Origin of the sequence: Bradyrhizobium sp. Pha-3 (assembly GCF_042258615.1) — a bacterium.
Lineage (GTDB): Bacteria > Pseudomonadota > Alphaproteobacteria > Rhizobiales > Xanthobacteraceae > Bradyrhizobium.
This window is the reverse complement of the sequence record NZ_CP170152.1, coordinates 6,626,800-6,649,464: the sequence shown is the minus strand read 5'-3', so window position 1 is coordinate 6,649,464 and position 22,665 is coordinate 6,626,800. Positions and strand designations below refer to the sequence as shown.

The following is a 22,665-nucleotide window of genomic DNA, read 5'->3' as shown; positions in this document are numbered from 1 at the left end:
CCTCGAAGCAAATGGATGCGGTGAGCGACCATGCTCGAACTCCATGCCGTCTCGAAGAGGTTCGGCGCCATAGTCGTTGCCGATGCGATTGACCTGACGCTTGCGTCCGGCGAGGCGCTGGGCGTGATCGGGCCGAACGGCGCCGGCAAATCGACGCTGTTCAACCTGATCACCGGGCTGCTGCGGCCGGATGCCGGCCGCATCGTTCTCGATGGCGTCGACGTCACGGCTCTCGCCCCTGAGGCACGCTGCCGGGCGGGCATCGGGCGCTCGTTCCAGATTCCGCAGCCGTTCGATCACCTCTCGGTGTTCGAGAACCTCGCGGTCGCCGCCCAATTCGGCGGCGGCCTCTCGGAGGCTGATGCGGTCCAGCATTGCGGCCGCATGCTTGATCTGACCGGCCTCGAGGCCAAGGCCAATCGGCTCGCCGGCAGCCTGCCGCTGCTCGATCGCAAGCGGCTCGAGCTGGCGCGGGCGCTGGCCACCAGGCCGCGCACGCTGCTGCTCGACGAGATCGCAGGCGGTCTCACCGATGCCGAATGTCATGAGCTGGTCGAGACCATCCGCATCATCCATGCCGAAGGTGTCGGCATCATCTGGATCGAGCATGTGGTGCACGCGCTGCTCGCGGTGGTGCAGCGGCTGGTCGTGCTGAACTTCGGCAAGGTGGTGGCGCAAGGCGTGCCGGCCGAGGTGATGCGCTCGCGCGAGGTCGAGACCATCTACATGGGAGTGCCGGCATGACTGCGCTGCTCAACGTTACGGCGCTCGATGCATTCTATGGCGACTTCCAGGCGCTGTTCGGCATCGATTTCGAATTGGCCGAGGGCGAGGCGGTCGCGGTGATCGGTGCCAACGGCGCCGGCAAATCGACCATGCTGAAGTCGCTGGCCGGGCTCGTGAAGAACCGTCCCGACGCCATCCGCCTCGGCGGGCGGGCGATCGGCAATGCATCCGCCGCCAGCATCGTGCGGCTCGGGCTTGCGCTGGTCCCCGAGGGCCGCCAGCTGTTTCCCTCGCTCAGCGTCGAGGAGAACCTCTTGATCGGCGCTTATGGCGGCGAACGCAGCGCGCCGTGGGATCTCGCGGCGGTCTATCGCATGTTCCCGGTGCTGAAGGAGCGGCGGCGCGGCGCCGTCACGGCGCTGTCGGGCGGTCAGCAGCAGATGGTCGCGATCGGCCGCGCGCTGATGTCCAATCCGTCGGTTTTGCTGTGCGACGAGATCAGCCTCGGCCTCGCGCCGATCGTGGTGGAGGACATCTACCGCATGCTGCCGCAGATCCGTTCGGGCGGCACCGCGGTCGTGCTGGTCGAGCAGGACATCGCCCGCGCGCTGCGGGCCGCCGACCGGTTCTATTGCCTGCAGGAAGGTCGGGTCACGCTGAGCGGGCGGCCCAAGGATGTGGATCAGGACACGATCCGCGCAGCCTATTTCGGAGCATGAGGGAGCCATGAGCGGGTTCGATACCATCATCGAGGGCGTACTGCTCGGCGGCGTCTATGCGCTGTTCGCGCTCGGCCTGTCGCTGATCTTCGGCATCATGCGCCTCGTCAATCTGGCGCATGGCGATCTGATCCTGCTCGCGGCCTATCTGGTGCTCAGCGCCACCACGGCGCTCGGCCTGCCGCTTGCGGCTGCATCCTTGCTGGTCGTCGTGACGATGTTCGTACTCGGCTTCGTGCTGCAGCGGCTGGTGCTGGAGCGGGTGCTCGGCGACGACATCCTGCCGCCGCTGCTCGTCACCTTCGGTCTGTCGATCGTGATCCAGAACGGACTGCTGCTCGGCTACGGCGCGGATAGCCGCCGGCTGCAGGCAGGCGCCTTCGAATCCTCGTCGGTGACGCTGGCTCCTGGCCTGAGCGTCGGGCTGGCGCCGCTGACCGCGCTGGTGACGGCGATCGCCGCCGTCGCGCTGCTGCAGCTCATTTTCTATCGCACCTCGCTTGGCCGCGCCTTCCGCGCCACCGCCGACAATCCCGCGATCGCGCAGTTGATGGGCGTCAACGAGCGCAATGTCTATGCGATCGCGGTCGGGCTCTCGCTCGCGGTGTCGGTGATTGCGGCTATCGTGTTCGGCATCCGCGCCAGCTTCGATCCGTCGATCGGCCCGGCGCGGCTGCTCTATGCGTTCGAGGCCGTGATCATCGGCGGCCTCGGCAGCCTGTGGGGGACGCTGGCAGGCGGCATCGTGCTCGGGCTCGCACAGGCGATCGGCGGGCGGATCAATCCGGAGTGGCAGATCCTGGCCGGCCATCTCACCTTCCTTGCCGTGCTGATGGTGCGGCCGCGCGGTCTTTTCCCGGCGAGGCGGACATGAGCGTCGAGAGCATCAATATCCCGGCAAGCCGGGAGGAGCGCGCGGTAGAGGCGCCGGTGTGGCAAGTTCGGGTCGGCACGCGGTTGTCGCGCGTTGCGGCCGTGGCCGGCATCGCGCTGGTCGTGGTGCTCGCCGCGCTGCCGGCGATCGCATCACGTAACCTGATTCAGGATCTGATCTTCGTCTTCACCATGCTGACGCTGGCGCAGCTCTGGAACGTGCTGGCCGGGTGGGGCGGGTTGGTGTCGGTCGGGCAGCAGGCGTTTGTCGGGCTCGGCGCCTATGCGCTGTTCGCCGGCATCGTGATGGCCGGGCTCGATCCCGTTGCGGCGATCCCGCTGGCCGGGCTGTTCGCGGCGCTGATCGCGGCGGTGCTCGGCCCGCTGCTGTTCCGGCTGGAGGGGCCTTATTTCGCGATCGGCAGCTGGGTTGCTGCCGAAGCGCTGCGGCTGATCTGCGCCCAGTTCAAGTCGCTCGGCGGCGGCACCGGGATGTCGATCTCGCCGAGCGAATTGTCGCAGATGGTCGGGCTGAAGGCGGTGCAGGCGCTGCTCGGCCTGCGTCCGGCGGCCGCGCGCGACGTGCTGGTCTACTGGCTGGCGCTGCTGCTCGCCGTGCTGGTCACGCTCGGCATCTACGCGTTCATCCGTTCGCGCCATGGCCTCGCGCTGGCGGCAAGCCGCGACAACGCGGCGGCGGCGCGCAGCGTCGGCGTCCGCACCGCGCGGATTCGCCATCTGCTTTGGATTGCGGTCGCCTTCGCCACCGGCATGGTCGGCGCGGTGGTTTATCTGCAGAAGGCGCGCATCTCGCCGGACGCTGCCTTCAGCGTCACCGACTGGACCGCCTATGTCATCTTCATCGTCGTGATCGGCGGTGTGCGCACCATCGAAGGCCCGATGGTCGGCGTGCTCCTGCTGTGGGGGCTCGTCACCTGGCTCGCCCAGTATGGCAGCCTGTATCTGGTCGTGCTCGGCACGCTCGCCATCCTGATCATGCTGTTCATGCCGAGGGGCGTGTGGGGCGCGGCGGCGCGGCGCTGGCAGGTGCAACTGTTCCCGACACAGCGCTGGCTCGGCCGCAGCCGGTAGGTCCGGCCACGTGACCCACGTCCTCAACCCGTCACCCTGAGGAGCGCGCCCTTGCGCGCGTCTCGAAGGGTCGACGGCCACCAGCCGGGCCGTCGATCCTTCGAGACGCGCTTCGCGCTCCTCAGGATGACGGGACTAACGACGACGCGTCGTTTTGGATTTCGCAAGGGCGACGTCGGACTTTTGTCTCGCCATCGCCCGTGCTCTTGGAGCCTCAGAACATCGTGTTGTTGTTCGCCGGATTTTCCGGAACGGGCTGCACCACGTCCCAATGCTCGACGATCTTGCCGTCCTCGAGCTTGAAGATGTCGACGATCGCGTTGCCGCGGGTGCCGGGTTCGCGCACCGCATGGACGTGCAGGATCACGTAGTCGCCGTCGACGAACGAGCGCTTGATCTCGCTGTGCGAGTTCGGAAACTTCTCGCGCAGGAAGCCGATGAACTTGCGGAAGCCTTCGGGGCCGTCGGCCGCGCCGGGATTGTGCTGCACATAGCGGTTGCCGACATAGGCGAGCGCCGCGTCGGCGTCCTTCTGGTTCAGCCCCATCTCGTAGAAGGCCAGCACCGCCTTGCGGTTGGCTTCCTGCTGCGCTTCGCTGGTCGCGGCCATCGCGGCGGAGGACGCGAGCGCGAGGAAGAAGGCGGCAACGGCTGTCCGCGGCCGGAGGATGGTCTTCATCTGGTGACTCCCGAGGCTGATGGCGCGCGACCCGCGCGCTGCATGGCGCTCTCTACAGCCTCCATGCCGGGCCCGAAAGAACGCACCCCCGGCTCACATGGTTACCGGGAGATACTAGAGCCCCGTTCACCGGAACGGGCTCTGGATTCTTGTTTTGACGCGTTTTCTTGACGCGAACCGGTATCCACTTCGCTCGAAAACGCTCGGGCCTCACGCCGCCTTCACTGCCGCCCCATGCGCGTGCTTGTCGATCGCGTCGATGATCTGCGGCCACATCGGGATCGGTAGCGCATGGCCCATGCCCTCGACCATCAGGAGCTTTGCGCCGGGGATCGAGGCCGCGGTGTCCTTGCCGCCTTCGGGATGCACCAGCGGATCGACGGTGCCATGGATCACCAGTGTCGGCGCCTTGACGCTGCGCAGGCGCTCCTTGCGGCTGCCTGAGGCGAGGATGGCGCGGAGCTGGCGGCCGACGCCCTCCGGATTGAGACCGCGCTCAAAGGTGCGCCGCGCGCGTTCCGGGTCCAGCGCCTCATCCTCCGGGAACGAACCGTTGCGCAACACCTTCCAGGTCTGGCCGAAACGCACGAAGTACTCCTCCTTGCTCTTCGGCGGCGGCGCCATCAGCACCGCGGTGGCCTCGCGGGTCGGACCCGGTATCTTCGGATTGCCCGTGGTCGACATGATCGAGGTCAGCGAGAGCACGCGTTCCGGAAAGGTGATGGCAACCTCCTGCGCGATCATGCCGCCCATCGAGGCGCCGACCAGATGCGCTTTGCGGATGCCGAGCGCATCCATCAATCCGATCGTGTCGCGCGCCATGTCGGCAAGCCGGTAGGGCGCTGCGACCGGAATCTTCAGGAAGCGCAGCTTGAGCAGCTCGAGCGCGGTCAGCCGCTTGCCGCCGCTCATCCGGGAGGACTTGCCGATATCCCTGTTGTCGAACCGGATCACGCGAAAGCCGCGCGCGGCAAGCCGGCGACAAAATTCGTCGTCCCAATGGATCATCTGGGCGCCGAGGCCCATGATCAGAAGCAGCGGCTCCGCACTCGCATCGCCAAATGTCTCGTAGCAGATGTCTATGCCGTTGGCGCGGGTTAGTTGCGGCAACTGATGGGCGAGTGTGGTCACGGGCGTCCTCTCCTGGATTCGCGGTCAGGAAGCTGCATGCTGCCATGGATTGACGCAGCGCAGAAGAGCTTCGACGGCGCTGGGCGCGCCGCGCAGTTGACCGATCAACGGCAACAGTGTCGTATGGCACAAACAAGTGGAAGCGCGACAAGCGCTCGAGATTGGTATGGAGGAGGGCCGCATGGCCGACAAGGGCAACGACCCTGCCGTGATCTGGCAGGCGATGATTGGCGAGATGGAGAAGGGGTTCAACTCCTTCGGCAACCAGTTGATGGCCTCGCCTGAATTTTCGAAGGTGATGAATCAGGCCGGCAGCGCAGCGGCGGGTGCGCAAAAGCAACTCGGCGAGCTGATGGAGAAGTATCTGCTGGCGATGAACCTGCCGAGCCGTGCGCAGCTCGTCGGCATGGCCGAGCGTCTGCAGTCGATGGAGAACCAGCTCAACGAGATCAAGACGCTGCTGCAGCAGGTGCATCACAATTCGCTGGCGCCGGACGACGGCCACGGCGCAGCGCCGCGGCCGCCGCGCACCAGGCGCCCGCCGTCGGAGGGAGGCGGCAAATGAATGCTCCCACCGGATTTGATTTCGCCTCGATCTCCGAGCGGGTACAGTCCGAGGTGCAGCGCGCGATCCAGCGCAGCATCAAGGGCGTCGAGTACTTCTCGAACTCCGGCCCCGAGCTCGGTTCGACGCCGAAGGACGTGCTGTATTCGCGCGGCACCATGAACCTCTATCATTACCGGCCGCAGGCCGACGAAGTCTATCGCGTGCCGGTCCTGATCGTGATGGCGACCACCAACCGCGGCTATATCCTCGATCTGGTGCCGGGGCAGAGCTTCATCGAATTCCTGCTGAAGCGCGGCTTCGACGTCTACATGCTGGACTGGACCGCGCCCAAGCCCGAAGAGAAATCGCTGCGCATGGAGGACTACGTCCTCGACTTCATCCCGGAATCGGTCCGCCGCGTGCAGCAGGACTCCGGTGAAAAGGACGTCTCCGTGATCGGCTATTGCTTCGGCGGCGTATTGTCGCTGCTCTATGGCTCGATCTTCAACGACGGGCCGATGAAGAATTTGATCTGCTTCACCACGCCGATCGATTTCCGCGAGATGAAGCTGTTCTCGAATTTCGCCGACCGCCGCTACTTCGACGTCGACCGCCTGATCGACAGCACCGGCAACATGCCGCCCGAACTGATCCTGCAATCGTTCGACATGCTGCGGCCGGCCGCGCGCGTCGTCGGCCAGATCCAGCTCTGGGACAACATCTGGAACGACGAGTTCGTCAAGTCGTACCGGATGTTCGATCGCTGGGCGACCGACACGCTGCCGCTCGCGGGCGAATATTTCCGCGCCATCACCAAGGACCTGATGTGGGACAACAAGCTCTACAACGACACCATGACGGTCGGCGGCCGCGCCGCCAGGCTCGCCGACATCAAGGTGCCGATCCTGCACGCGGTCGCCGAGCACGACCACATCGTGCCGTATGATGCGGCAAAGCACCTCATCACCAAGATCGGCTCCGAGGACAAGGAAGAGGTGATGCTGAAAGGCGGTCACGTCTCGCTGGTCGCCGGCGCCAATGCAATCAAGCGGCTGTGGCCGAAACTGGACTCCTGGTTGGGCAAAAGATCGACCTAAGAAGGGTCGACTTGAGAGAGATCGACATGACCGAACAACGTTCCTATCCGCGCCACGTCAAGACCGAGGCGGGCGACATCGAGTTTCGCCTGATGAAGCGGGCCGACGAGGCCGCCGTGCTGGCCTTCGCGCAAGAACTGCCGACACATGATCTGCTGTTCCTGCCGCGCAACATCAGCCAGCCGAAGGTGCTGTCGGCCTGGATCAACGAGATCGAGCGCGGCGACATCACGAGCCTGCTCGCGATCAAGGACGGCAAGGTGGTCGGCTGCGGCACCCTGGTGCGCGATCCGCATTCCTGGTCGCCGCATGTCGGCGAGATCCGGATGGTGGTCTCGCTTGACGTGCGCGGTCAGGGCGTCGGCAGGGCACTGTCGCAGGAGACCTTCGCCATCGCGCTCAGTGCCGGGTTGGAGAAGTTCTCTGTGCAGATGACAGTCGACCAGCGGGCGGCGATCGCGCTGTTCGAAAGCCTCGGCTTCAAGGCGGAGGCCCTGCTGCGCGATCATGTCCGCGACGTCGAAGGCAAGACCCACGACATCGTCGTGCTCGGGCACAACGTGGCGCAAGTCCGGGCGCAGATGGAGGCATACGGGGTGTCCGAAGCGGTTGGTGGTAATTAGAAACCGTAAACTGCCGGTTCCCTGGGCAATCTGCTGGATCTTTATCCTGTTCACGTGTTCGTGATATCGCATCGCAACATTGATGTTGCGATGCACCATGGATTGTGACACAACAGTCCTGCCCCGGGCCAAACCGGACGGGGTGAGCCCATAGCTCAAACCTGAGGATGGAGAGACCCCAATGACCACCGAAACCAATTCCGTGCTGAACAGCGTCAAGGAAGCCTTCGCGCCCGTCACCGAGGCGTTCACCAAGCTCCAGAACATGGAAGTTCCGGAAGCCGCTCGTGAGTTCGTGAAGAAGCAGGCCGAGGCCGCCAAGACCCGCGCCGCCGATGCGTATGCCGGCTCCGAGAAGGTGACCAACGTGATCGAGACCGCTGTTGCCGGTTCGGTGACCGAAGCCGCCAAGATCAGCCGCAACATCCAGCAGGCGCTCTACCAGGACGCCGAGGCGTTCTTCGCCGGCATCGACAAGCTCGCTTCCGCCAAGTCGCTGAGCGAAGCCGCCCAGATCCAGTCGGACCTGGTCCGTGCGCGCGGCGAACTGTTCGTCTCGCGGGCGAAGGCCACCACCGAATATCTCGGCAAGCTCGTCACCGACGGTGCGAAGACCGCGCAGGACAACTTCTCGAAGGTCTACAGCAAGACCGCCTGATCGCGCCTGCACTGACCAACTGCCCTTTTCGAAGGCCCGCCATTTTGCGGGCCTTCTTTTTTGCCTCACGGTCGTCATCCCTGCGCAACGGCTCTGCCGTTGTCGCTGGAGGTGCGAGCCGTCTTCGGCGAGCCTCGAAGGATGGCCGCGAGCGACGGTGCTTGTGGCCATCCTTCGAGGCGCGCAAAGTGCGCGCACCTCAGGATGACGCCTGTGCGTGCGGCATCTATGTAAGCTCGCGTCGTTCGAAAGCCGCCATGACCCTTCCCGCCGCCCTCATTGCAACGCCTGTCGATGCCGAACGCGCGGCCGAGCTGCGGCGCGTGAAGTGGCTGGCGACCGGCGTGCTGGCGGCCACCCTCATCATCTTCATCGCCTCGAAGGCGCTGCTGGGAGTGCATCCCGTGTTCGGCTTCATCGCGGCCTTTGCCGAGGCCGCGACCATCGGCGGGCTCGCCGACTGGTATGCCGTTGTCGCCCTGTTCAAGCGGCCGCTGGGGCTGCCGATCCCGCACACCGCGATCATCCAGAGCAACCAGGAGCGCATCGCCGAGAAGCTCGGCGAGTTCATCGAGAACAATTTCCTGGAATCCGGCCCCGTAGAGGCCAAGCTGCGCGAGATCGATTTCGGCAGCTTCATTGCCGACTGGCTGCGCGACCGCAAACGTTCGGAGGATCTCGCCCGCTTCGTGCTGCGGATGCTGCCCGAAGCGTTTGCGGCGACCGAGAGCTCGGGCCTGATGCAGTTCATCAGCCGCCGCGTCACGACGCAGGTGCTCTCGATCGACCTTGCGCCGCTTGCGGCCGGCGCGCTCCGCGGATTCGTGCAGGAGGGCAAGCATGGCGGCCTGCTCGACGACATCCTGCGCGTGCTGCACCAGACGCTGACGCAGCAGGAGACCATGGCCGTGATCCGCGACAAGGTTCGCGCGGAGATGCCGACGCTGTTGAGGCTCTATCGTGCCGACAAGTTCGTGGTGAACCGGATCATCGCCTCGGCCACGAAATTCTTCGAGGAGGTGCGCAACGATCCGCAGCATCCGTTCCGCGGCGAGTTCGACCGCATGCTGCTGTCGTTCGTCGACCGGCTCGGCAACGACAAGGCGTTCGCCGATCGCATCGACGGTCTCAAGCGCGATTTGATGGCGCGGCCGGAGCTCGCCAATCTCGGGCGCACGATCTGGGCCAACGTCAAGGATTTCATCGAACGCAGTGCCTCGGGCGAGTCGCAGGTGCTGCAGCATCAGCTGGCACGAATGTTCGTCGAGGCCGGCGATGCGCTCGACGGCGACGCCGAGCTGCGCGCCGAAATCAACCAGGGCCTGGTCGCGGTTCTGCGCACGGTCGTTGCCGAGCAGAAGAGCGGCGTCTCGACCTTCATCGCCGACCAGATGAAGAGCTGGGACATGGAGCAGCTGATCTCCTTGATCGAGGTCAATGTCGGCAAGGACCTGCAATACATCCGCTTCAACGGCTCGCTGATCGGCGGGCTTGCCGGTTTGGCGCTTTACACGCTGGAATACGTGCTGCGGCTGCTGTGACCGATTGGGCACGGAGGTCACTTTAGTTGTGGCAAGTGTGACCTGGGCCGCTTGCACCAAAGTGATCGGTTCCCTAGCTTTTCAAGGTTGATTGTTGCGTTGCGGAACGATTCCGCCGGGTTTGCGTCAATCCTGTTGACCCATCCTGTTGATCCCAATGCCGGCCGCCGAAACGTCGTGCCGGAAGAGGAGTTGAAATGTCCCTTGCTGCGCAGACGCTACGCCCGCCGTCCAGGACGCTGATGTTCCTGGAAGGCCGCGCCATTCACGAGCTCGGTGCCTTTCTTGGTGCATTGCCGCTGCTGAGCCTCGCGCCGCGCGGTGATGGGCATCCGGTGCTGGTGCTGCCCGGGCTGATTGCATCCGACATGTCCACGCGCCCGCTGCGCGACTTCCTAAAGAGCAAGGGCTACGCCGTCAGCGGCTGGCGCCAGGGCCGCAACCTCGGGCTTCGCGCCGGCGTGCAGGACGGGATGGTCGATCTGCTGCAGGAGATGAATGAGACCAGCGGCCGCAAGGTCTCGGTGATCGGCTGGAGTCTCGGCGGCCTCTATGCGCGCCAGCTCGCGAAGATGATGCCTGAGCGCGTGCGCCAGGTGATCACCCTCGGCAGCCCGTTTGCCGCGGGCCCGAGATCGACCAACGCCTGGCGCGTCTACGAGATGGCCAGCGGCCGCCGGGCCGACGAAGAGGACCAGCGTTTCGGCGGCTCGCTCGCCAGCGCACCGCCGGTGCCGACCACCGCGATCTTCAGCCGCACCGACGGCGTCTGCGCCTGGCAGGGTTGCCGCGAGCAGGCCTCATCGATGACCGACAGCATCGAGGTCGAGAGCAGCCATTGCGGCATGGGTCATCATCCGGCCGTCGTGTATGCGGTCGCCGATCGCCTCGCGCAGAAGGATGGCGAGTGGGCGCCGTTCGATCGCAGCGGCTGGCGCAGCCTCGTCTATCCGAATCCCAATAGGTAGCGCTTCTTTCTTGCCTCGTCCCGCTTGCGGGGAGAGGCCGGAGCGCATGAGCGAAGCGTAATGCGATCCGGGTGAGGGGGAGTCTCCACGAGTCGTTTCTCACGGCATTCGCGTAGCCCGGATGGAGCGTAGCGCAATCCGGGACGGACCTCGGCACGAAACACCCCGGATTTCGCTGCGCTCCATCCGGGCTACGTTTGCGGTGTCATTGTCGTGAATCGACAAAACGCGCTATGCGTTGGGCATGCCACAGCCGCTTGCCCGCATCGTCGATCAGCTGAAGCGCGAACCGTCGCGCACGGGCTCGATCATCATCACCGTGTTCGGCGATTCCATCGTGCCGCGCGGCGGCTCGGTGTGGCTCGGCACGCTGCTGGAATTTTTCAAGTCGCTCGACATCGACGGCAATGTGGTGCGCACCGCGATGTCGCGGCTCGCCGCCGACGGCTGGCTCGAGCGCAGCAAGGTCGGCCGCAACAGCTTTTATCGCTTGAATGCGAAGGGCCGGCAGACCTTCGACACCGCGACCAGGCACATCTACGATCCGCCGCCGTCGGACTGGACCGGCCGCTTCGAGCTGCTGTTGATCGGCAATGCCGAGGACCGCGACGCTGCGCGCGAGGCGTTGAAGAATGCCGGCTTCGGCAGCCCGCTGCCCGGCGTATGGCTTGCGCCGTCGGGTGCGCCGATCCCGGGCGAGGCGTCGCGCGCGATCCGTCTCGAAGTGTCGGCGGAAGATGACAGCGGGCGCAGGTTGCTCAGCGAGAGCTGGCCGCTCGATCGCACCGCGGACGCCTATCTGAAGTTCATGAAGACGTTCGAGCCGCTGCACGGCTGGATCGTCAGAGGCGAGAAGCTGACCGATGCCGACGCCTTTACCGCGCGCATCCTGCTGATCCATCACTATCGCCGGGTCGTGCTGCGCGATCCGCTGCTGCCGTATCAGTTGTTGCCGAAGGATTGGCCGGGCAGGGCAGCCCGCAAACTCTGCGGCGAGATCTATCGCGGGCTGCTTCCGCCGTCGGAACAATGGCTTGACGACCATGCAACCAACGAGGACGGGCCGCTGCCGAAGCCCAACGGGGCCGTGGCGCGCCGGTTTGAGGGCGTCTGAATATATTACAAAAACATCTTGCGCTTAGAAAATTGTGTTATATGTTTCCACCTAACAACACACTGGGAGGTCGGCCATGTATACGCAGGCGCTCAACTCATCCGACGGCGACGATCGCGGCGTCGAGGATGTTGCCCGTGCCAATCAGTTCCAGGCGCGCATCGATGCCGACGAGCGTATCGAGCCGAACGACTGGATGCCCGCGGCCTACCGCAAGACGCTGACCCGGCAGATTTCCCAGCACGCCCATTCCGAAATCGTCGGCATGCTGCCCGAAGGCAACTGGATCACCCGTGCGCCGTCGCTGCGCCGCAAGGCCGCGCTGCTCGCCAAGGTGCAGGATGAATGCGGCCACGGCCTCTATCTCTATGCCGCCGCCGAGACGCTCGGCACCTCGCGCGAAGAACTCGTCGACGCGATGCTCTCGGGCAAGGCGAAATATTCCTCGATCTTCAATTATCCGACGCTGACCTGGGCCGATATCGGCACCATCGGCTGGCTGGTCGACGGCGCGGCGATCATGAACCAGATCCCATTGTGCCGCTGCTCCTACGGCCCCTATGCGCGCGCGATGATCCGCGTCTGCAAGGAAGAGTCGTTCCACCAGCGCCAGGGTTTTGAGATCATGGTGACGCTGTGCCGCGGCACCGCGGAGCAGAAGGCGATGGCGCAGAACGCGCTCGATCGCTGGTGGTGGCCGGTGCTGATGATGTTCGGGCCGCCGGACCAGGTCAGCCAGCACAGCGACACCTCGACCAAGTGGAAAATCAAGCGCTTCTCCAACGACGAGCTGCGCCAGAAATTCATCGACGCCACCGTGCCGCAGGCCGAATTCCTCGGGCTGACGATTCCCGATCCCGGCATGAAGCAGAACGAGAACGGCAATTGGGTGCACAGCCCGATCGACTGGGACGAGTTCAAGCAGGTGCTTGCCGGCAACGGCCCCTGCAACCGCGATCGCCTCGCCGCGCGCCGCAAGGCGCATGACGAAGGCGCCTGGGTGCGCGAGGCCGCGATGGCCTATGCCGAGAAGCGCAAGAGCCGCCAGCTCGCGCAAGCCGCAGAATAAGGGAGCGCTCAAGATGGCCACGCCGAACGTTCCGCTCTGGGAAGTCTTCATCCGCAGCCGCAACGGGCTTGCGCACAAGCATGTCGGCTCGCTGCATGCGGCGGACTCGACGCTCGCCCTGCAGGCCGCGCGCGACATCTACACCCGCCGCGGCGAGGGGTTGTCGATCTGGGTGGTGCCCTCGAACGCGATCACCGCGTCCGATCCGTCCGAGAAGGGCATGATGTTCGAGCCGGCGGAGTCCAAGATCTATCGCCACCCGACCTTCTACGACGTCCCCGACGAAGTCGGGCATATGTGAATTTCACTCGTCATGGCTGGACGACGCTTCGCGTCGCCAGGGGAACCATGACGCCCCGATCGTAACCGCGGCCATCCTTCGAGACGCCTGCTGCGCAGGCTCCTCAGGATGACGTCGAGCAAGTGGATGCAGGTGGAATAGAGAACATGGCAACCGCCAACATCGAAGTCTCCGAAACGCCGCTGGTGCTTTACGCGCTGCGCCGCGCCGACGACGCGCTGATCCTCGGCCATCGGCTGTCCGAATGGTGCGGCCATGCGCCCGCGCTGGAAGAGGACATGGCGCTCGCCAATATGGGCCTCGACCTGCTCGGCCAGGCCCGCGAGCTCTACACCTACGCGGCCAAGGTCGAAGGCAGGGGCAACGACGAAGACAAGTTCGCCTATCTGCGCGACGTCAGGCAGTACCGCAATCTGCTGCTGGTCGAGCAGCCGAACGGCGACTTCGCCCGCACCATGGTGCGGCAGTTCTTCTATGCGGCGTTCGCCGATCTCTACTGGCGCGCGATGATGGCCTCGTCCGATCCGACGCTCGCGGCGATCGCGGCGAAGTCGGAGAAGGAGAGTGCCTATCATCTGCGGCATTCGTCGGAATGGATCGTTCGTCTCGGCGACGGCACCGAGGAGAGCCATCGTCGCGCGCAGGATGCGATCGACGATCTCTGGGCCTTTACCGGCGAGATCTTCGCGGTCGACGACAGCGAGCGCGGCCTGATCGACGCCCGCATCGCGATCGATCCCGCGGCGCTAAAGCCGCGCTGGCTGAAGACGGTCACCGGCATCGTCAACGAGGCGACGCTGTCGCTGCCATCGGGCAACTGGATGCAGCAGGGCGGCCGCAGCGGCAGCCACAGCGAGCATCTCGGCCATCTCCTCAGCGAGCTGCAATCGATGCAGCGGACCTTTCCGGGGGCAACATGGTGACGGTTGCGCTCAGCGATGCCGATCTGCGCCGACGCGCCTGGAGCGCGGCCGCGCAGGTGGTCGATCCCGAAATCCCGGTGCTGACCATCGCCGACCTCGGCGTGCTGCGTGATGTCGCGGTCCACGACGGTCATGTCGAGGTCGCGATCACGCCGACCTATTCCGGCTGTCCGGCGATGAACATGATCGCGCTCGAGATCGAGCTGGCGCTGGAGCGCGAGGGCATTCACCGGCCCAAGGTCCGCACCGTGCTGTCGCCGGCCTGGACCACGGACTGGATGAGCGAGGACGGCCGCCGCAAGCTCAAAGAGTACGGTATCGCGCCGCCGCTGCCGGGCTCCTCGCGCCGCGCGCTGTTCGGCGAGCAGGCGGTCGCGTGCCCGCAATGCGGATCAGGCGACACCGAACTGCTGTCCGAATTCGGCTCGACCTCCTGCAAGGCGCTGTGGCGTTGCAAGAGCTGCCGTGAACCCTTCGACTACTTCAAGTGTCATTGACCATGTCGACACCGCGATTCCACCGTCTGTCCGTCAGCGATCTGCGCCGCGAGGCGTCGGACGCCATCTCCATGACCTTTGCGATCCCCGACGATCTGCAAGGCGACTACCGCTTCACGCCGGGCCAGTATCTGACGCTGCGCACCACGATGGACGGCGAGGAAGTCCGCCGTTCCTACTCGATCTGCTCCGGCCCCGACGATGGCGAATTGCGCATCGCGGTGAAGAAGGTCGATGGCGGCGCGTTCTCGAACTGGGCCGCCGACGAGCTGAAGCCCGGCGACGAGCTCGACGTGATGACGCCGACCGGCCGTTTCGGCGTCGCGCACACCCCCGGCGAGGCACGGACCTATGTCGGCTTCGCTGCCGGCAGCGGCATCACGCCGATCCTTTCGATCATCAAGGGCGTGCTGGCGCGCGAACCGGACAGCCGCTTCTTCCTGTTCTACGGCAACCGCTCCACCGAGGGCGTCATGTTCCGCGAGGCACTGGAGGAGCTGAAGGACCGCTTCATGCAGCGGCTCTCGGTGTTCCACGTCATCTCGGGCGAGGAGCAGGACATCCCGATCCTGCACGGCCGGCTCGATGGCGAGAAGGTGCGGGTGCTGTTGCGTTCGCTGGTGCCGGCCTCAACCGTCGATCATGTCTTCGTCTGCGGCCCGGCCGCGATGAGCGAGACGATCGAGGCGACCTGCCGCGAAATCGGCATCGCCGACGAGCGCATTCACGTCGAACGCTTCGTGTCGGAATTCGGCGGCAAGCCGCGGGCGAAGGTCGTCGTTCCGGCCGGCGCGCCGCCGAAGGCGATCGCCGGACTGATCATCGACGGCAAGCGCCGCGAGGTGCCGGTCGCCGACGACGAGTCGATCCTCGACGCCGCGCTGCGCGCCGGCATGGACCTGCCGTTCGCCTGCAAGGGTGGCATGTGCTCGACCTGCCGCGCCAAGCTGGTCGAAGGCGAGGCGCCGATGGATCTGAATTATTCGCTGGAGCCGTGGGAGCTGAAGGCGGGGTTCATCCTCACCTGCCAGGCCAAGCCGTGCTCCGCCAAGGTCGTGGTCGATTACGACCACGTCTAGTTCTACGCGCGCGTTGACGCCCAAGGTGTCGCGCCCAACACTGACACCAAGAGGCCCCGCAGCAACGGGCCCGCGCACAGGGAGTTCGATGTGAACGTCAAGGCCACGCTATCGCCCGAGGATGTCGCACGCGCCTGCGCGGATGCGATGTGGAAGGAAGACGACGCCAGCAAGGGTCTCGGCATGGAGCTCGTCGAGATCAAGCCGGGGCAAGCTACGATGGCGATGACGGTGCAGGCGCACATGGTCAACGGCCAGCGCATCTGCCATGGCGGCTACATCTTCACGCTAGCCGATTCAGCCTTCGCCTTCGCCTGCAACAGCCATAACGATCGCGCGGTGGCGGCGCAGGGCAACGTCACATTCATCCGGCCCGGCAAGCTCGGCGACCGTCTGGTTGCGACGGCGCGCGAGATCTCGCGCAGCGGCCGTTCGGGAATCTACGACGTGCGCGTCACCGCCGGCGACAGCGTGATCGCCGAATTCCGCGGACATTCGCGCGTGATACAAGGCACCTGGCTGCCGGACACGGACATCAAGGCATAAGGCTTCAGGGGAAACGTCGATGGCAACGGCAATGAAGGTCAAGGATAGCGGCTATCGCGCCGAGCTCGATGCGGCCGAGCGCGCCTCGCGCGACGAGATCATGGCGCTGCAGACCAAGCGGCTGGCCTGGTCGCTCAAGCACGCCTACGACAATGTCGCGCACTACAAGAAAAGCTTCGACGCGGCCGGCGTGCACCCGTCCGACTTCAAGCAGCTTTCCGATCTCGCCAAGTTTCCCTTCACGGTGAAGACGGATCTGCGCGACAATTATCCCTTCAACATGTTCGCGGTGCCGCGCGAACAGCTCGTTCGCGTCCATGCTTCCTCCGGCACGACCGGCAAGCCGATCGTGGTCGGCTACACTAGGGCCGACATCGATACCTGGGCGGACGTGATGGCGCGCTCGATCCGCGCCGCCGGCGGCCGCACCGGGATGTTGATGCACAATGCCTATGGCTACGGCCTGTTCACCGGCGGCCTCGGCGCGCATTACGGCGCCGAGCGGCTCGGCTGCACCGTGATCCCGATCTCCGGCGGCATGACCGAGCGGCAGGTGCAGCTCATCAACGACTTCCGGCCCGACATCATCACGGTGACGCCGAGCTACATGCTGGCCATCCTCGACGAGTTCAAGCGGCAGGGGCTCGACCCGCGCAAATCCTCGCTGAAGTTCGGCATCTTCGGCGCCGAGCCCTGGACCAACGCGATGCGTGTCGAGATCGAGCAGGCCTTCGATATGGACGCCACCGATATTTATGGCCTGTCGGAGGTGATCGGCCCCGGTGTCGCACAGGAGTGCGTGGAGACCAAGGACGGCCTGCACATCTGGGAAGATCACTTCTATCCCGAGGTGATCGATCCCCTGACCGGCAAGGTGCTGCCCGATGGCGAGAAGGGCGAACTGGTGTTCACCTCGCTGACCAAGGAAGGTTTTCCGATCATCCGCTACCGCACCCGCGACCTGACGCGGCTGTTATCAGGCACGGCGCGGCCCGGCATGCGGCGGATGGAGAAGGTGACCGGCCGCTCCGACGACATGATCATCCTGCGCGGCGTCAACGTGTTCCCGACCCAGATCGAGGAAGCGCTGCTGGCGACCGACTGGTGCGGCGGCCACTTTGTTATAGAACTGACCCGCGAGGGCCGCATGGACGAGATGACTGTGCTCGCCGAAGCCCGGCCCGAGAGCTGGGACGGCGAAGGGCTCACCGCGCACGCCGAGAAGGTCTCCGCCTTCATCAAGAACACGATCGGCATCTCCACCCGCGTCCGCGTCGTCGCCCCCGAGACGCTGGAGCGTTCGCTCGGCAAGGCGAAACGTGTTTACGACAAGCGGCCGAAAGAATAGCCTCTCGCCCGCAATGCAAGAGGGCGCGGGGTTTCCATGGCCGATAGCAACGAAGCAACCGCCGCTGAGATCGTTGCTGATATCCGCGACGGGAGGGTGACGGCGGTCAGCGTCGTCGGGGCGGCGCTCGATCGTGCGGAGCGGCTCAAGCACCTCAACGCCTTCATCGTGCTGAACCGCGACGGCGCGCTGGCGGCAGCGCGTCAGGTCGATGCCGGGACGCGGACCGGCGCGCTGGCCGGGCTTCCGATCGTCGTGAAGGACAACATCAACACATCAGATCTGCCGACATCAGGCGGCACGCCGGCGCTGCAACACGCGCGGCCTGCGCGCAATGCGCCGTCGCTGCAAAAGCTGCTCGACGCGGGGGCTGTGGTCATCGGCAAGACCAATCTGCACGAGCTCGCCTTCGGCATCACCAGCACCAATCTCGCGCCGTTCGCGGGACCGGTGCGGAATCCGTATGACACGACCCGGATCCCGGGCGGGTCGTCCGGCGGAACATCGGCGGCGATCGCCGCGCGGATCGCCACCTGCGGCCTCGGATCGGACACCGGCGGCTCGACCCGCGTGCCCGCCGCGCTGACCGGGACCGTGGGCTTGCGGCCTTCGGTCGGCAATGGCGGCGCCGAGCGGCGCTACCACGATGACAACCAGGTGGTTCCGATCAGCCATACCCGCGACACCGTCGGGCCGATGGGACGCACCGTCGCCGACGTCGCGCTGCTCGATGCCGTGATCACAGGCACACCGCTGGCGTCAGCCGTTCCGCTACACGGCGTGCGCCTCGGCATTCCCGCCTGTTTCTGGAGCGGTCTCGACCGCGCTGTCGAGGCCGTCGCCCGCGCAGCCTGTCCCCGGCTCGCGGCGGTGGGCGCGGTGCTGGTCGATGTCGATATGCCCGATTTGTTCGAGCAGAATGGCAGGGTGTCGTTCGTGCTCGCGCTGCATGAACCGATCGCCGATATCCCGGCCTGGCTCGCCGCCTCCGGGATCGAAGGGATCACGCTGTCCGACATCGCGGCCGGCGTCGCCAGTCCCGACGTGGTCGGCGCGTTCGGTGCCATCACTGCGGACGCCTTCGGTGCCGCCTATGACGATGCGATCAAGGTGCAGCGGCCGGCGCTGCAGGCGATCTATGCCGCCTGTCTCAGGGACAACAAACTGGATGCCATCCTGTTTCCGACCACGATCGCACCTGCACCTGTCATCGACGAGAAGACCGGGTCCGGCGAGATGTCGGTCAATGGCGGCGAGCCGGTGCCGACTTTCGGCACCATGATCCGCAACACCGATCCCGGCAGCAATGCCGGCCTTCCCGGGCTGTCGCTCTATGCCGGCATGACGCCTGACGGCCTGCCGGTTGGGCTCGAGCTCGATGGTCCGGTCGGCAGCGATGCCAGGCTGCTCGGACTGGGTCTGTCGATCGAAGCGATCCTGGGCACGGCCCCGCCACCAAACCTCTGAGTCCGCCGGCGGTAACAACCCCCTTGAATTGAACGGTCAGTCGATTAGTCATGGCTTGAGCCGCCTGGCCGCCACGATCCGCGCGCCTTGCGGTGCGCTTTTCGCTTCGCGCGCAATGACGAAGGCAATTGAAGGATTGTTATGGACCCCGCCACGATCGTCATCCTCGCCGCCCTGATCATCGGCCTGATCTACGGCTCGGTCGGGCTCGTCAGCGGCTTCTGCATGATGAGCGGCCTCCGCGGCTGGTGGGCGGACGGCGACGGCCGGCTGGTGCGCACCTATGCGCTGGCGATGGGGGTTGCGATCGCGGCCTCGCAGCTGCTGGCGGCGGCGGGTCTCGTCGATCTCGGCAAGTCGATCTATCTGCAACCGTCCTTCTCGGCGCCGGTGATGTTCCTCGGCGGGCTCTTGTTCGGTTACGGCATGGTGCTGTCGAACGGCTGCGGCTCGCGGGCGCTGGTGCTGCTCGGGCGCGGCAATCTGCGTTCCTTTGTGGTTGTGATCGTGCTCGGCATCTTTGCCGAGATGACGCTGAAGGGCCTGATCGCGCCGCTGCGGATCGCGATGGTGCAGCCTTCGCAGGCCACGGTATCAGCCAATTCGGTACCGGCGCTGTTGGCAAGCATCGGCCTCGGCGCGGTGCCGGCGCGGATGGTGGCGGCCTCGGTGCTATCAGCCGTCCTGATCATTTTTGCCTTTGCCCATGCGCCATTCCGCAAGTCGCCCGGCCAGATTGCGGCCGGGCTGATCGTCGGCCTGCTGGTGGCGGGAGGCTGGTACGCGACCGGTTATCTCGGCGCCGATGATTTCAACCCGGTGCCGGTGACATCGCTCACCTTCATCGCGCCGATCGCCGACGCGTTGCAATATGTGATGCTGTCGACCGGCTCGACGCTCAATTTCGGCATCGTCACCGTGTTCGGCGTGCTCGCCGGCAGCCTGGTCACGGCGCTTGCCACAGGGCGCTTCCAGCTCGAAGGCTACCGCTCGCCGCAGCACATGCTGCGTTCGGCAGGCGGCGCCGCGCTGATGGGCGCGGGCGGCGTGATGGCGTTCGGCTGCTCGGTGGGGCAGGGGCTGACCGGACTGTCGACGCTGTCGCTGTCGTCCTTGATCGCAATCGCCGGCATCATGCTCGGCACCCGCGCCGGCTTGCGCGGCGCGCTGCGGGTCAGGCCGCTCGCGACGGCCTGAGGCTCTTGTCCGGCGGCGTCATGTGACTGGTGACTACGTCCGCTTTGCGCCAATAGCGACCAGGTTCGTGCGGCAGCGCAGTATGTCGCGATCGGCCACAACCGGACCTGCTTGCGCATCGCAGGCGATGGCCGCCCGTGTTTGCTGAATGCCGGCGGAGCTGTTTAAATCAGGTCTCAGGCCTAGAGCTTGCGCAATCCGGACTGGGCCTTACTCGAAGTCACTTGGAGTCGTCAAATGACGATCCGCAAGAAAATTTTTCTTCTTGCCGGCATCCTGCTGGCGCTGTTTGGCGCTGTGGTCGGCGTCCTCGCCATTGTTCAAAAGCTGGACAGCGATCAAATCAGCAACATCGCAGAATACGAGCTGCCGCTGGCGCGGCTGGTCGCAGAGCTCGATGTCGATACCGACAGGTACGAACTCGGTATTTTGCGTGCGCTGCGGCTCGATCCCCTGAATCCTCCGGAACTGGCGGCAGCAATTGCCGCCAAGAAGCAGGTCGGCGACGAATTGCGCGCCGATGCTGACGCGGCAACTGCATTGATCGCCAAGGCAATCCGTGACACGGGCTACCGGGCCGCGGAGCGCGTTGAATTGGCGCGCATAGAGGGATCGTTCAAGTATCTAATCCGCAGCCTCGAGGGGTTTCTCGCTACAGGCGAGCAGGTCATGGCGGACCTTGCCGATGGCCGGCGTGAGGATGCTCGGACGGCTTCGCTCGGCTTCACCAAATATGCTCAGGCTTTCGGACCGGACCTTTCCGAGGTCCGCCTTAACCTCGCCGGTCTCACAGATCGCGCAACCCGCGATGTGCTCGCCCGACAACGGCTTAACACTTACTTGAGCTTTGGCCTGTTTCTGCTCGCCTGCGGCATTGGCCTCGGCGTCAGCGCAGTGGGATCGGCGCGTGTTATCGGAGGTCTGCGCCAGTTGGTCGTCCGCACCCGCGCCATCGAGGCCGGTACCGTTTCGGAGCCGCTGTCGGTCCTCACGCGTGACGAAGTTGGCGAACTCGCGCTGTCGTTTAATCGCATGGTCGAGGAGCTTCGCACGCGGGATCGCATCAAGGATACTTTCGGCAAATTTGTCGACCCACGCATCGTCACCCGCCTGATCGGAAGCGGCGCCGATCAGGCCGAACGCCGCACGCTCACGGTCTTTTTTTCCGACATCAAGGGCTTCAGCGGCATCAGCGAGCAACTGACCGCGAGCGCCGTCGTCAACCTGCTGAACAACTATTTCGGAACGGTCGCCGAGGTCATTCATGCCCATCACGGCTTCATCGACAAATATATCGGTGATGCCGTCATGGCATTTTGGGTCTCACCATTCTCTGCCGGCGACGACCACGCCAGCGATGCTTGCCTCGCGGCGCTTGCACAACAGGATGCGATCATCCTGCTTCGTACCCAATTGCCCGAGATCACCGGAATGCGACGCGATCCGCCGGAGCTTGCTATCCGCATGGGCATTGCTACCGGCGAAGCCGTGGTCGGGACCATCGGCTCGGATTCGTCACGATCCTATACCGTGATCGGCGACACCGTAAATCTCGCCTCGCGCCTCGAGAGCATCAACAAACTCTACAGCACCTCGCTCATCCTCAGCGAGGAAACCTATCGAATGGCCCAACAGGTCATTGAGGCACGGGAGCTCGATCTCATCACCGTCGCCGGCAAGACCGAGCCGGTCCGTATCTATGAAGCAATGGCCCGCGTCGGCGAGATCGCGCCGGAGCAGATTCAGCTTCGCGAGATGTACGCGAACGGCCTAGCCGCCTATCGTCGACAGGATTGGGATGAGGCGCAACGGTGCTTCGAAAGCTGCCAGCTCGGTGACGCTAACGATGGACCGTCCCGCCTGTTTATCGAACGCATCAGCCTGTTGCGCAGCAGTCCGCCACCGGCCGATTGGGACGGGGTTTGGCATATTCAGGAGAAATGACCCGAGGCCGATATCCTGATTGATCGCAAGGATGCGCCCAGTCAACCTTCTCGAAATAGCCGGGCTCGGAAGCACTGCCGCATTGCACGGCGCACGTCCGGTTCGGATCAAAAGCGTCGTTTTCGCAGCCAATCGGTTACTTCCGGTCTGCCCCGACAAGCAGACATCTTCGGAGGCCATCGGCACGTCTCAAACGGGCCAACATCGACATCCAGTCCCACCAAGGAATCCGCGCTCAATCAAGGAAGGTCAGCATAGTCTTGTCATCATCCCGTCGCGAAAGCGTCCGGGATCATGTCCCATTTCGAGTCGGTCGTGTTCCAGTCGATTTAGAAACTAAAATGCTTGTCATTTGAGCGGTTGCGAATTCCCGCGTTTAATCGCGAGAGTGCTGTGCGGCCTTCATCGCCTCATGCGGTGTGGAGACTCAGCAAGTATGCCGGCATTCCGCACAAGTCATAAAGAATGGACGGAATGTGAGGCGGCTATGCCCTCGGGCTGCGCAGAGGAAACGGCGTGCCGTGGC

General features: G+C 64.9%; 23 protein-coding genes. 21 read left to right on the top strand and 2 right to left on the bottom strand.

Annotated elements, in window-relative coordinates; all coding sequences use genetic code 11:
- Nucleotides 1-30: 30 nt before the first annotated feature.
- The 4 genes from ACE10Z_RS31365 to ACE10Z_RS31350 are packed head-to-tail and all read left to right on the top strand — an operon-like array spanning nt 31 to nt 3,410.
- Nucleotides 31-744: an ABC transporter ATP-binding protein gene (locus ACE10Z_RS31365; protein ID WP_375784220.1), complete on the top strand. Its 714-nt coding sequence runs from the start codon at nt 31-33 to the stop codon at nt 742-744.
- Nucleotides 741-1,445 (top strand): ABC transporter ATP-binding protein, encoded by a 705-nt coding sequence (locus ACE10Z_RS31360; RefSeq protein ID WP_375784219.1) that lies wholly within the window; start codon nt 741-743, stop codon nt 1,443-1,445. Before ACE10Z_RS31365 ends, ACE10Z_RS31360 begins: the two co-directional genes overlap by 4 nt.
- Nucleotides 1,446-1,452: 7 nt before the next feature.
- Nucleotides 1,453-2,319: a branched-chain amino acid ABC transporter permease gene (locus ACE10Z_RS31355; RefSeq protein WP_375784218.1), complete on the top strand. Its 867-nt coding sequence runs from the start codon at nt 1,453-1,455 to the stop codon at nt 2,317-2,319.
- The gene (locus ACE10Z_RS31350; RefSeq protein ID WP_375784217.1) at nt 2,316-3,410 is read left to right on the top strand and encodes a branched-chain amino acid ABC transporter permease; all 1,095 of its coding nucleotides are present in this window, start codon (nt 2,316-2,318) and stop codon (nt 3,408-3,410) included. Before ACE10Z_RS31355 ends, ACE10Z_RS31350 begins: the two co-directional genes overlap by 4 nt.
- Nucleotides 3,411-3,624: 214 nt before the next feature.
- Here ACE10Z_RS31350 and ACE10Z_RS31345 read toward each other — a convergent pair whose 3' ends face one another.
- Together ACE10Z_RS31345 and ACE10Z_RS31340 are read right to left on the bottom strand one after the other, a co-directional pair.
- The gene (locus tag ACE10Z_RS31345; protein ID WP_375789965.1) at nt 3,625-4,020 is read right to left on the bottom strand and encodes a nuclear transport factor 2 family protein; all 396 of its coding nucleotides are present in this window, start codon (nt 4,018-4,020) and stop codon (nt 3,625-3,627) included.
- Between the two features lie 279 nt (nt 4,021-4,299).
- The gene (locus ACE10Z_RS31340; protein ID WP_375784216.1) at nt 4,300-5,220 is read right to left on the bottom strand and encodes an alpha/beta fold hydrolase; all 921 of its coding nucleotides are present in this window, start codon (nt 5,218-5,220) and stop codon (nt 4,300-4,302) included.
- A gap of 181 nt (nt 5,221-5,401) precedes the next feature.
- Between ACE10Z_RS31340 and ACE10Z_RS31335 the strand changes: the two genes are divergently transcribed.
- From ACE10Z_RS31335 to ACE10Z_RS31255, 17 genes are all read left to right on the top strand, one after another.
- Complete coding sequence (locus ACE10Z_RS31335) at nt 5,402-5,785, top strand: hypothetical protein (protein ID WP_375784215.1); 384 nt, start codon at nt 5,402-5,404, stop codon at nt 5,783-5,785.
- Nucleotides 5,782-6,864: a PHA/PHB synthase family protein gene (locus tag ACE10Z_RS31330; protein ID WP_375784214.1), complete on the top strand. Its 1,083-nt coding sequence runs from the start codon at nt 5,782-5,784 to the stop codon at nt 6,862-6,864. Before ACE10Z_RS31335 ends, ACE10Z_RS31330 begins: the two co-directional genes overlap by 4 nt.
- Before the next feature lie 26 nt (nt 6,865-6,890).
- Nucleotides 6,891-7,487 (top strand): GNAT family N-acetyltransferase, encoded by a 597-nt coding sequence (locus tag ACE10Z_RS31325; protein WP_375784213.1) that lies wholly within the window; start codon nt 6,891-6,893, stop codon nt 7,485-7,487.
- A 181-nt stretch (nt 7,488-7,668) separates the two neighbouring features.
- The gene (locus ACE10Z_RS31320; protein WP_375784212.1) at nt 7,669-8,145 is read left to right on the top strand and encodes a phasin; all 477 of its coding nucleotides are present in this window, start codon (nt 7,669-7,671) and stop codon (nt 8,143-8,145) included.
- Between the two features lie 257 nt (nt 8,146-8,402).
- Nucleotides 8,403-9,686 (top strand): DUF445 domain-containing protein, encoded by a 1,284-nt coding sequence (locus ACE10Z_RS31315; RefSeq protein WP_375784210.1) that lies wholly within the window; start codon nt 8,403-8,405, stop codon nt 9,684-9,686.
- 197 nt (nt 9,687-9,883) lie between these two features.
- Complete coding sequence (locus ACE10Z_RS31310; protein WP_375784209.1) at nt 9,884-10,654, top strand: esterase/lipase family protein; 771 nt, start codon at nt 9,884-9,886, stop codon at nt 10,652-10,654.
- Between the two features lie 244 nt (nt 10,655-10,898).
- Nucleotides 10,899-11,768: a phenylacetic acid degradation operon negative regulatory protein PaaX gene (gene paaX, locus ACE10Z_RS31305; protein WP_375784208.1), complete on the top strand. Its 870-nt coding sequence runs from the start codon at nt 10,899-10,901 to the stop codon at nt 11,766-11,768.
- A 76-nt stretch (nt 11,769-11,844) separates the two neighbouring features.
- Entirely contained in the window at nt 11,845-12,837 is a 993-nt protein-coding gene (paaA, locus tag ACE10Z_RS31300) for a 1,2-phenylacetyl-CoA epoxidase subunit PaaA (protein WP_207836268.1), read from the top strand.
- Nucleotides 12,838-12,850: 13 nt separating this feature from the next.
- The gene (gene paaB / locus ACE10Z_RS31295; RefSeq protein ID WP_024579339.1) at nt 12,851-13,138 is read left to right on the top strand and encodes a 1,2-phenylacetyl-CoA epoxidase subunit PaaB; all 288 of its coding nucleotides are present in this window, start codon (nt 12,851-12,853) and stop codon (nt 13,136-13,138) included.
- 146 nt (nt 13,139-13,284) lie between these two features.
- Entirely contained in the window at nt 13,285-14,061 is a 777-nt protein-coding gene (gene paaC, locus ACE10Z_RS31290; RefSeq protein ID WP_375784207.1) for a 1,2-phenylacetyl-CoA epoxidase subunit PaaC, read from the top strand.
- Nucleotides 14,055-14,558: a 1,2-phenylacetyl-CoA epoxidase subunit PaaD gene (paaD, locus tag ACE10Z_RS31285; RefSeq protein ID WP_375784206.1), complete on the top strand. Its 504-nt coding sequence runs from the start codon at nt 14,055-14,057 to the stop codon at nt 14,556-14,558. Before paaC ends, paaD begins: the two co-directional genes overlap by 7 nt.
- A gap of 2 nt (nt 14,559-14,560) precedes the next feature.
- On the top strand, nt 14,561-15,637 hold the full coding sequence (paaE, locus tag ACE10Z_RS31280) for a 1,2-phenylacetyl-CoA epoxidase subunit PaaE (protein WP_375784205.1): 1,077 nt from the start codon (nt 14,561-14,563) through the stop codon (nt 15,635-15,637).
- A gap of 90 nt (nt 15,638-15,727) precedes the next feature.
- The gene (paaI, locus tag ACE10Z_RS31275) at nt 15,728-16,183 is read left to right on the top strand and encodes a hydroxyphenylacetyl-CoA thioesterase PaaI (protein ID WP_375784204.1); all 456 of its coding nucleotides are present in this window, start codon (nt 15,728-15,730) and stop codon (nt 16,181-16,183) included.
- A gap of 19 nt (nt 16,184-16,202) precedes the next feature.
- Entirely contained in the window at nt 16,203-17,531 is a 1,329-nt protein-coding gene (paaK, locus tag ACE10Z_RS31270; protein ID WP_375784203.1) for a phenylacetate--CoA ligase PaaK, read from the top strand.
- A gap of 36 nt (nt 17,532-17,567) precedes the next feature.
- Nucleotides 17,568-18,998, top strand: a complete 1,431-nt coding sequence (iaaH, locus tag ACE10Z_RS31265) for an indoleacetamide hydrolase (protein ID WP_375784202.1) — start codon at nt 17,568-17,570, stop codon at nt 18,996-18,998.
- Nucleotides 18,999-19,139: 141 nt separating this feature from the next.
- A complete protein-coding gene (locus ACE10Z_RS31260; RefSeq protein WP_375784201.1) occupies nt 19,140-20,195 on the top strand; it encodes a YeeE/YedE family protein in 1,056 nt (351 codons plus the stop codon).
- Between the two features lie 237 nt (nt 20,196-20,432).
- Nucleotides 20,433-22,139, top strand: coding sequence for an adenylate/guanylate cyclase domain-containing protein (locus ACE10Z_RS31255; protein WP_375784200.1), 1,707 nt, complete (start codon nt 20,433-20,435; stop codon nt 22,137-22,139).
- Nucleotides 22,140-22,665 lie beyond the last annotated feature (526 nt).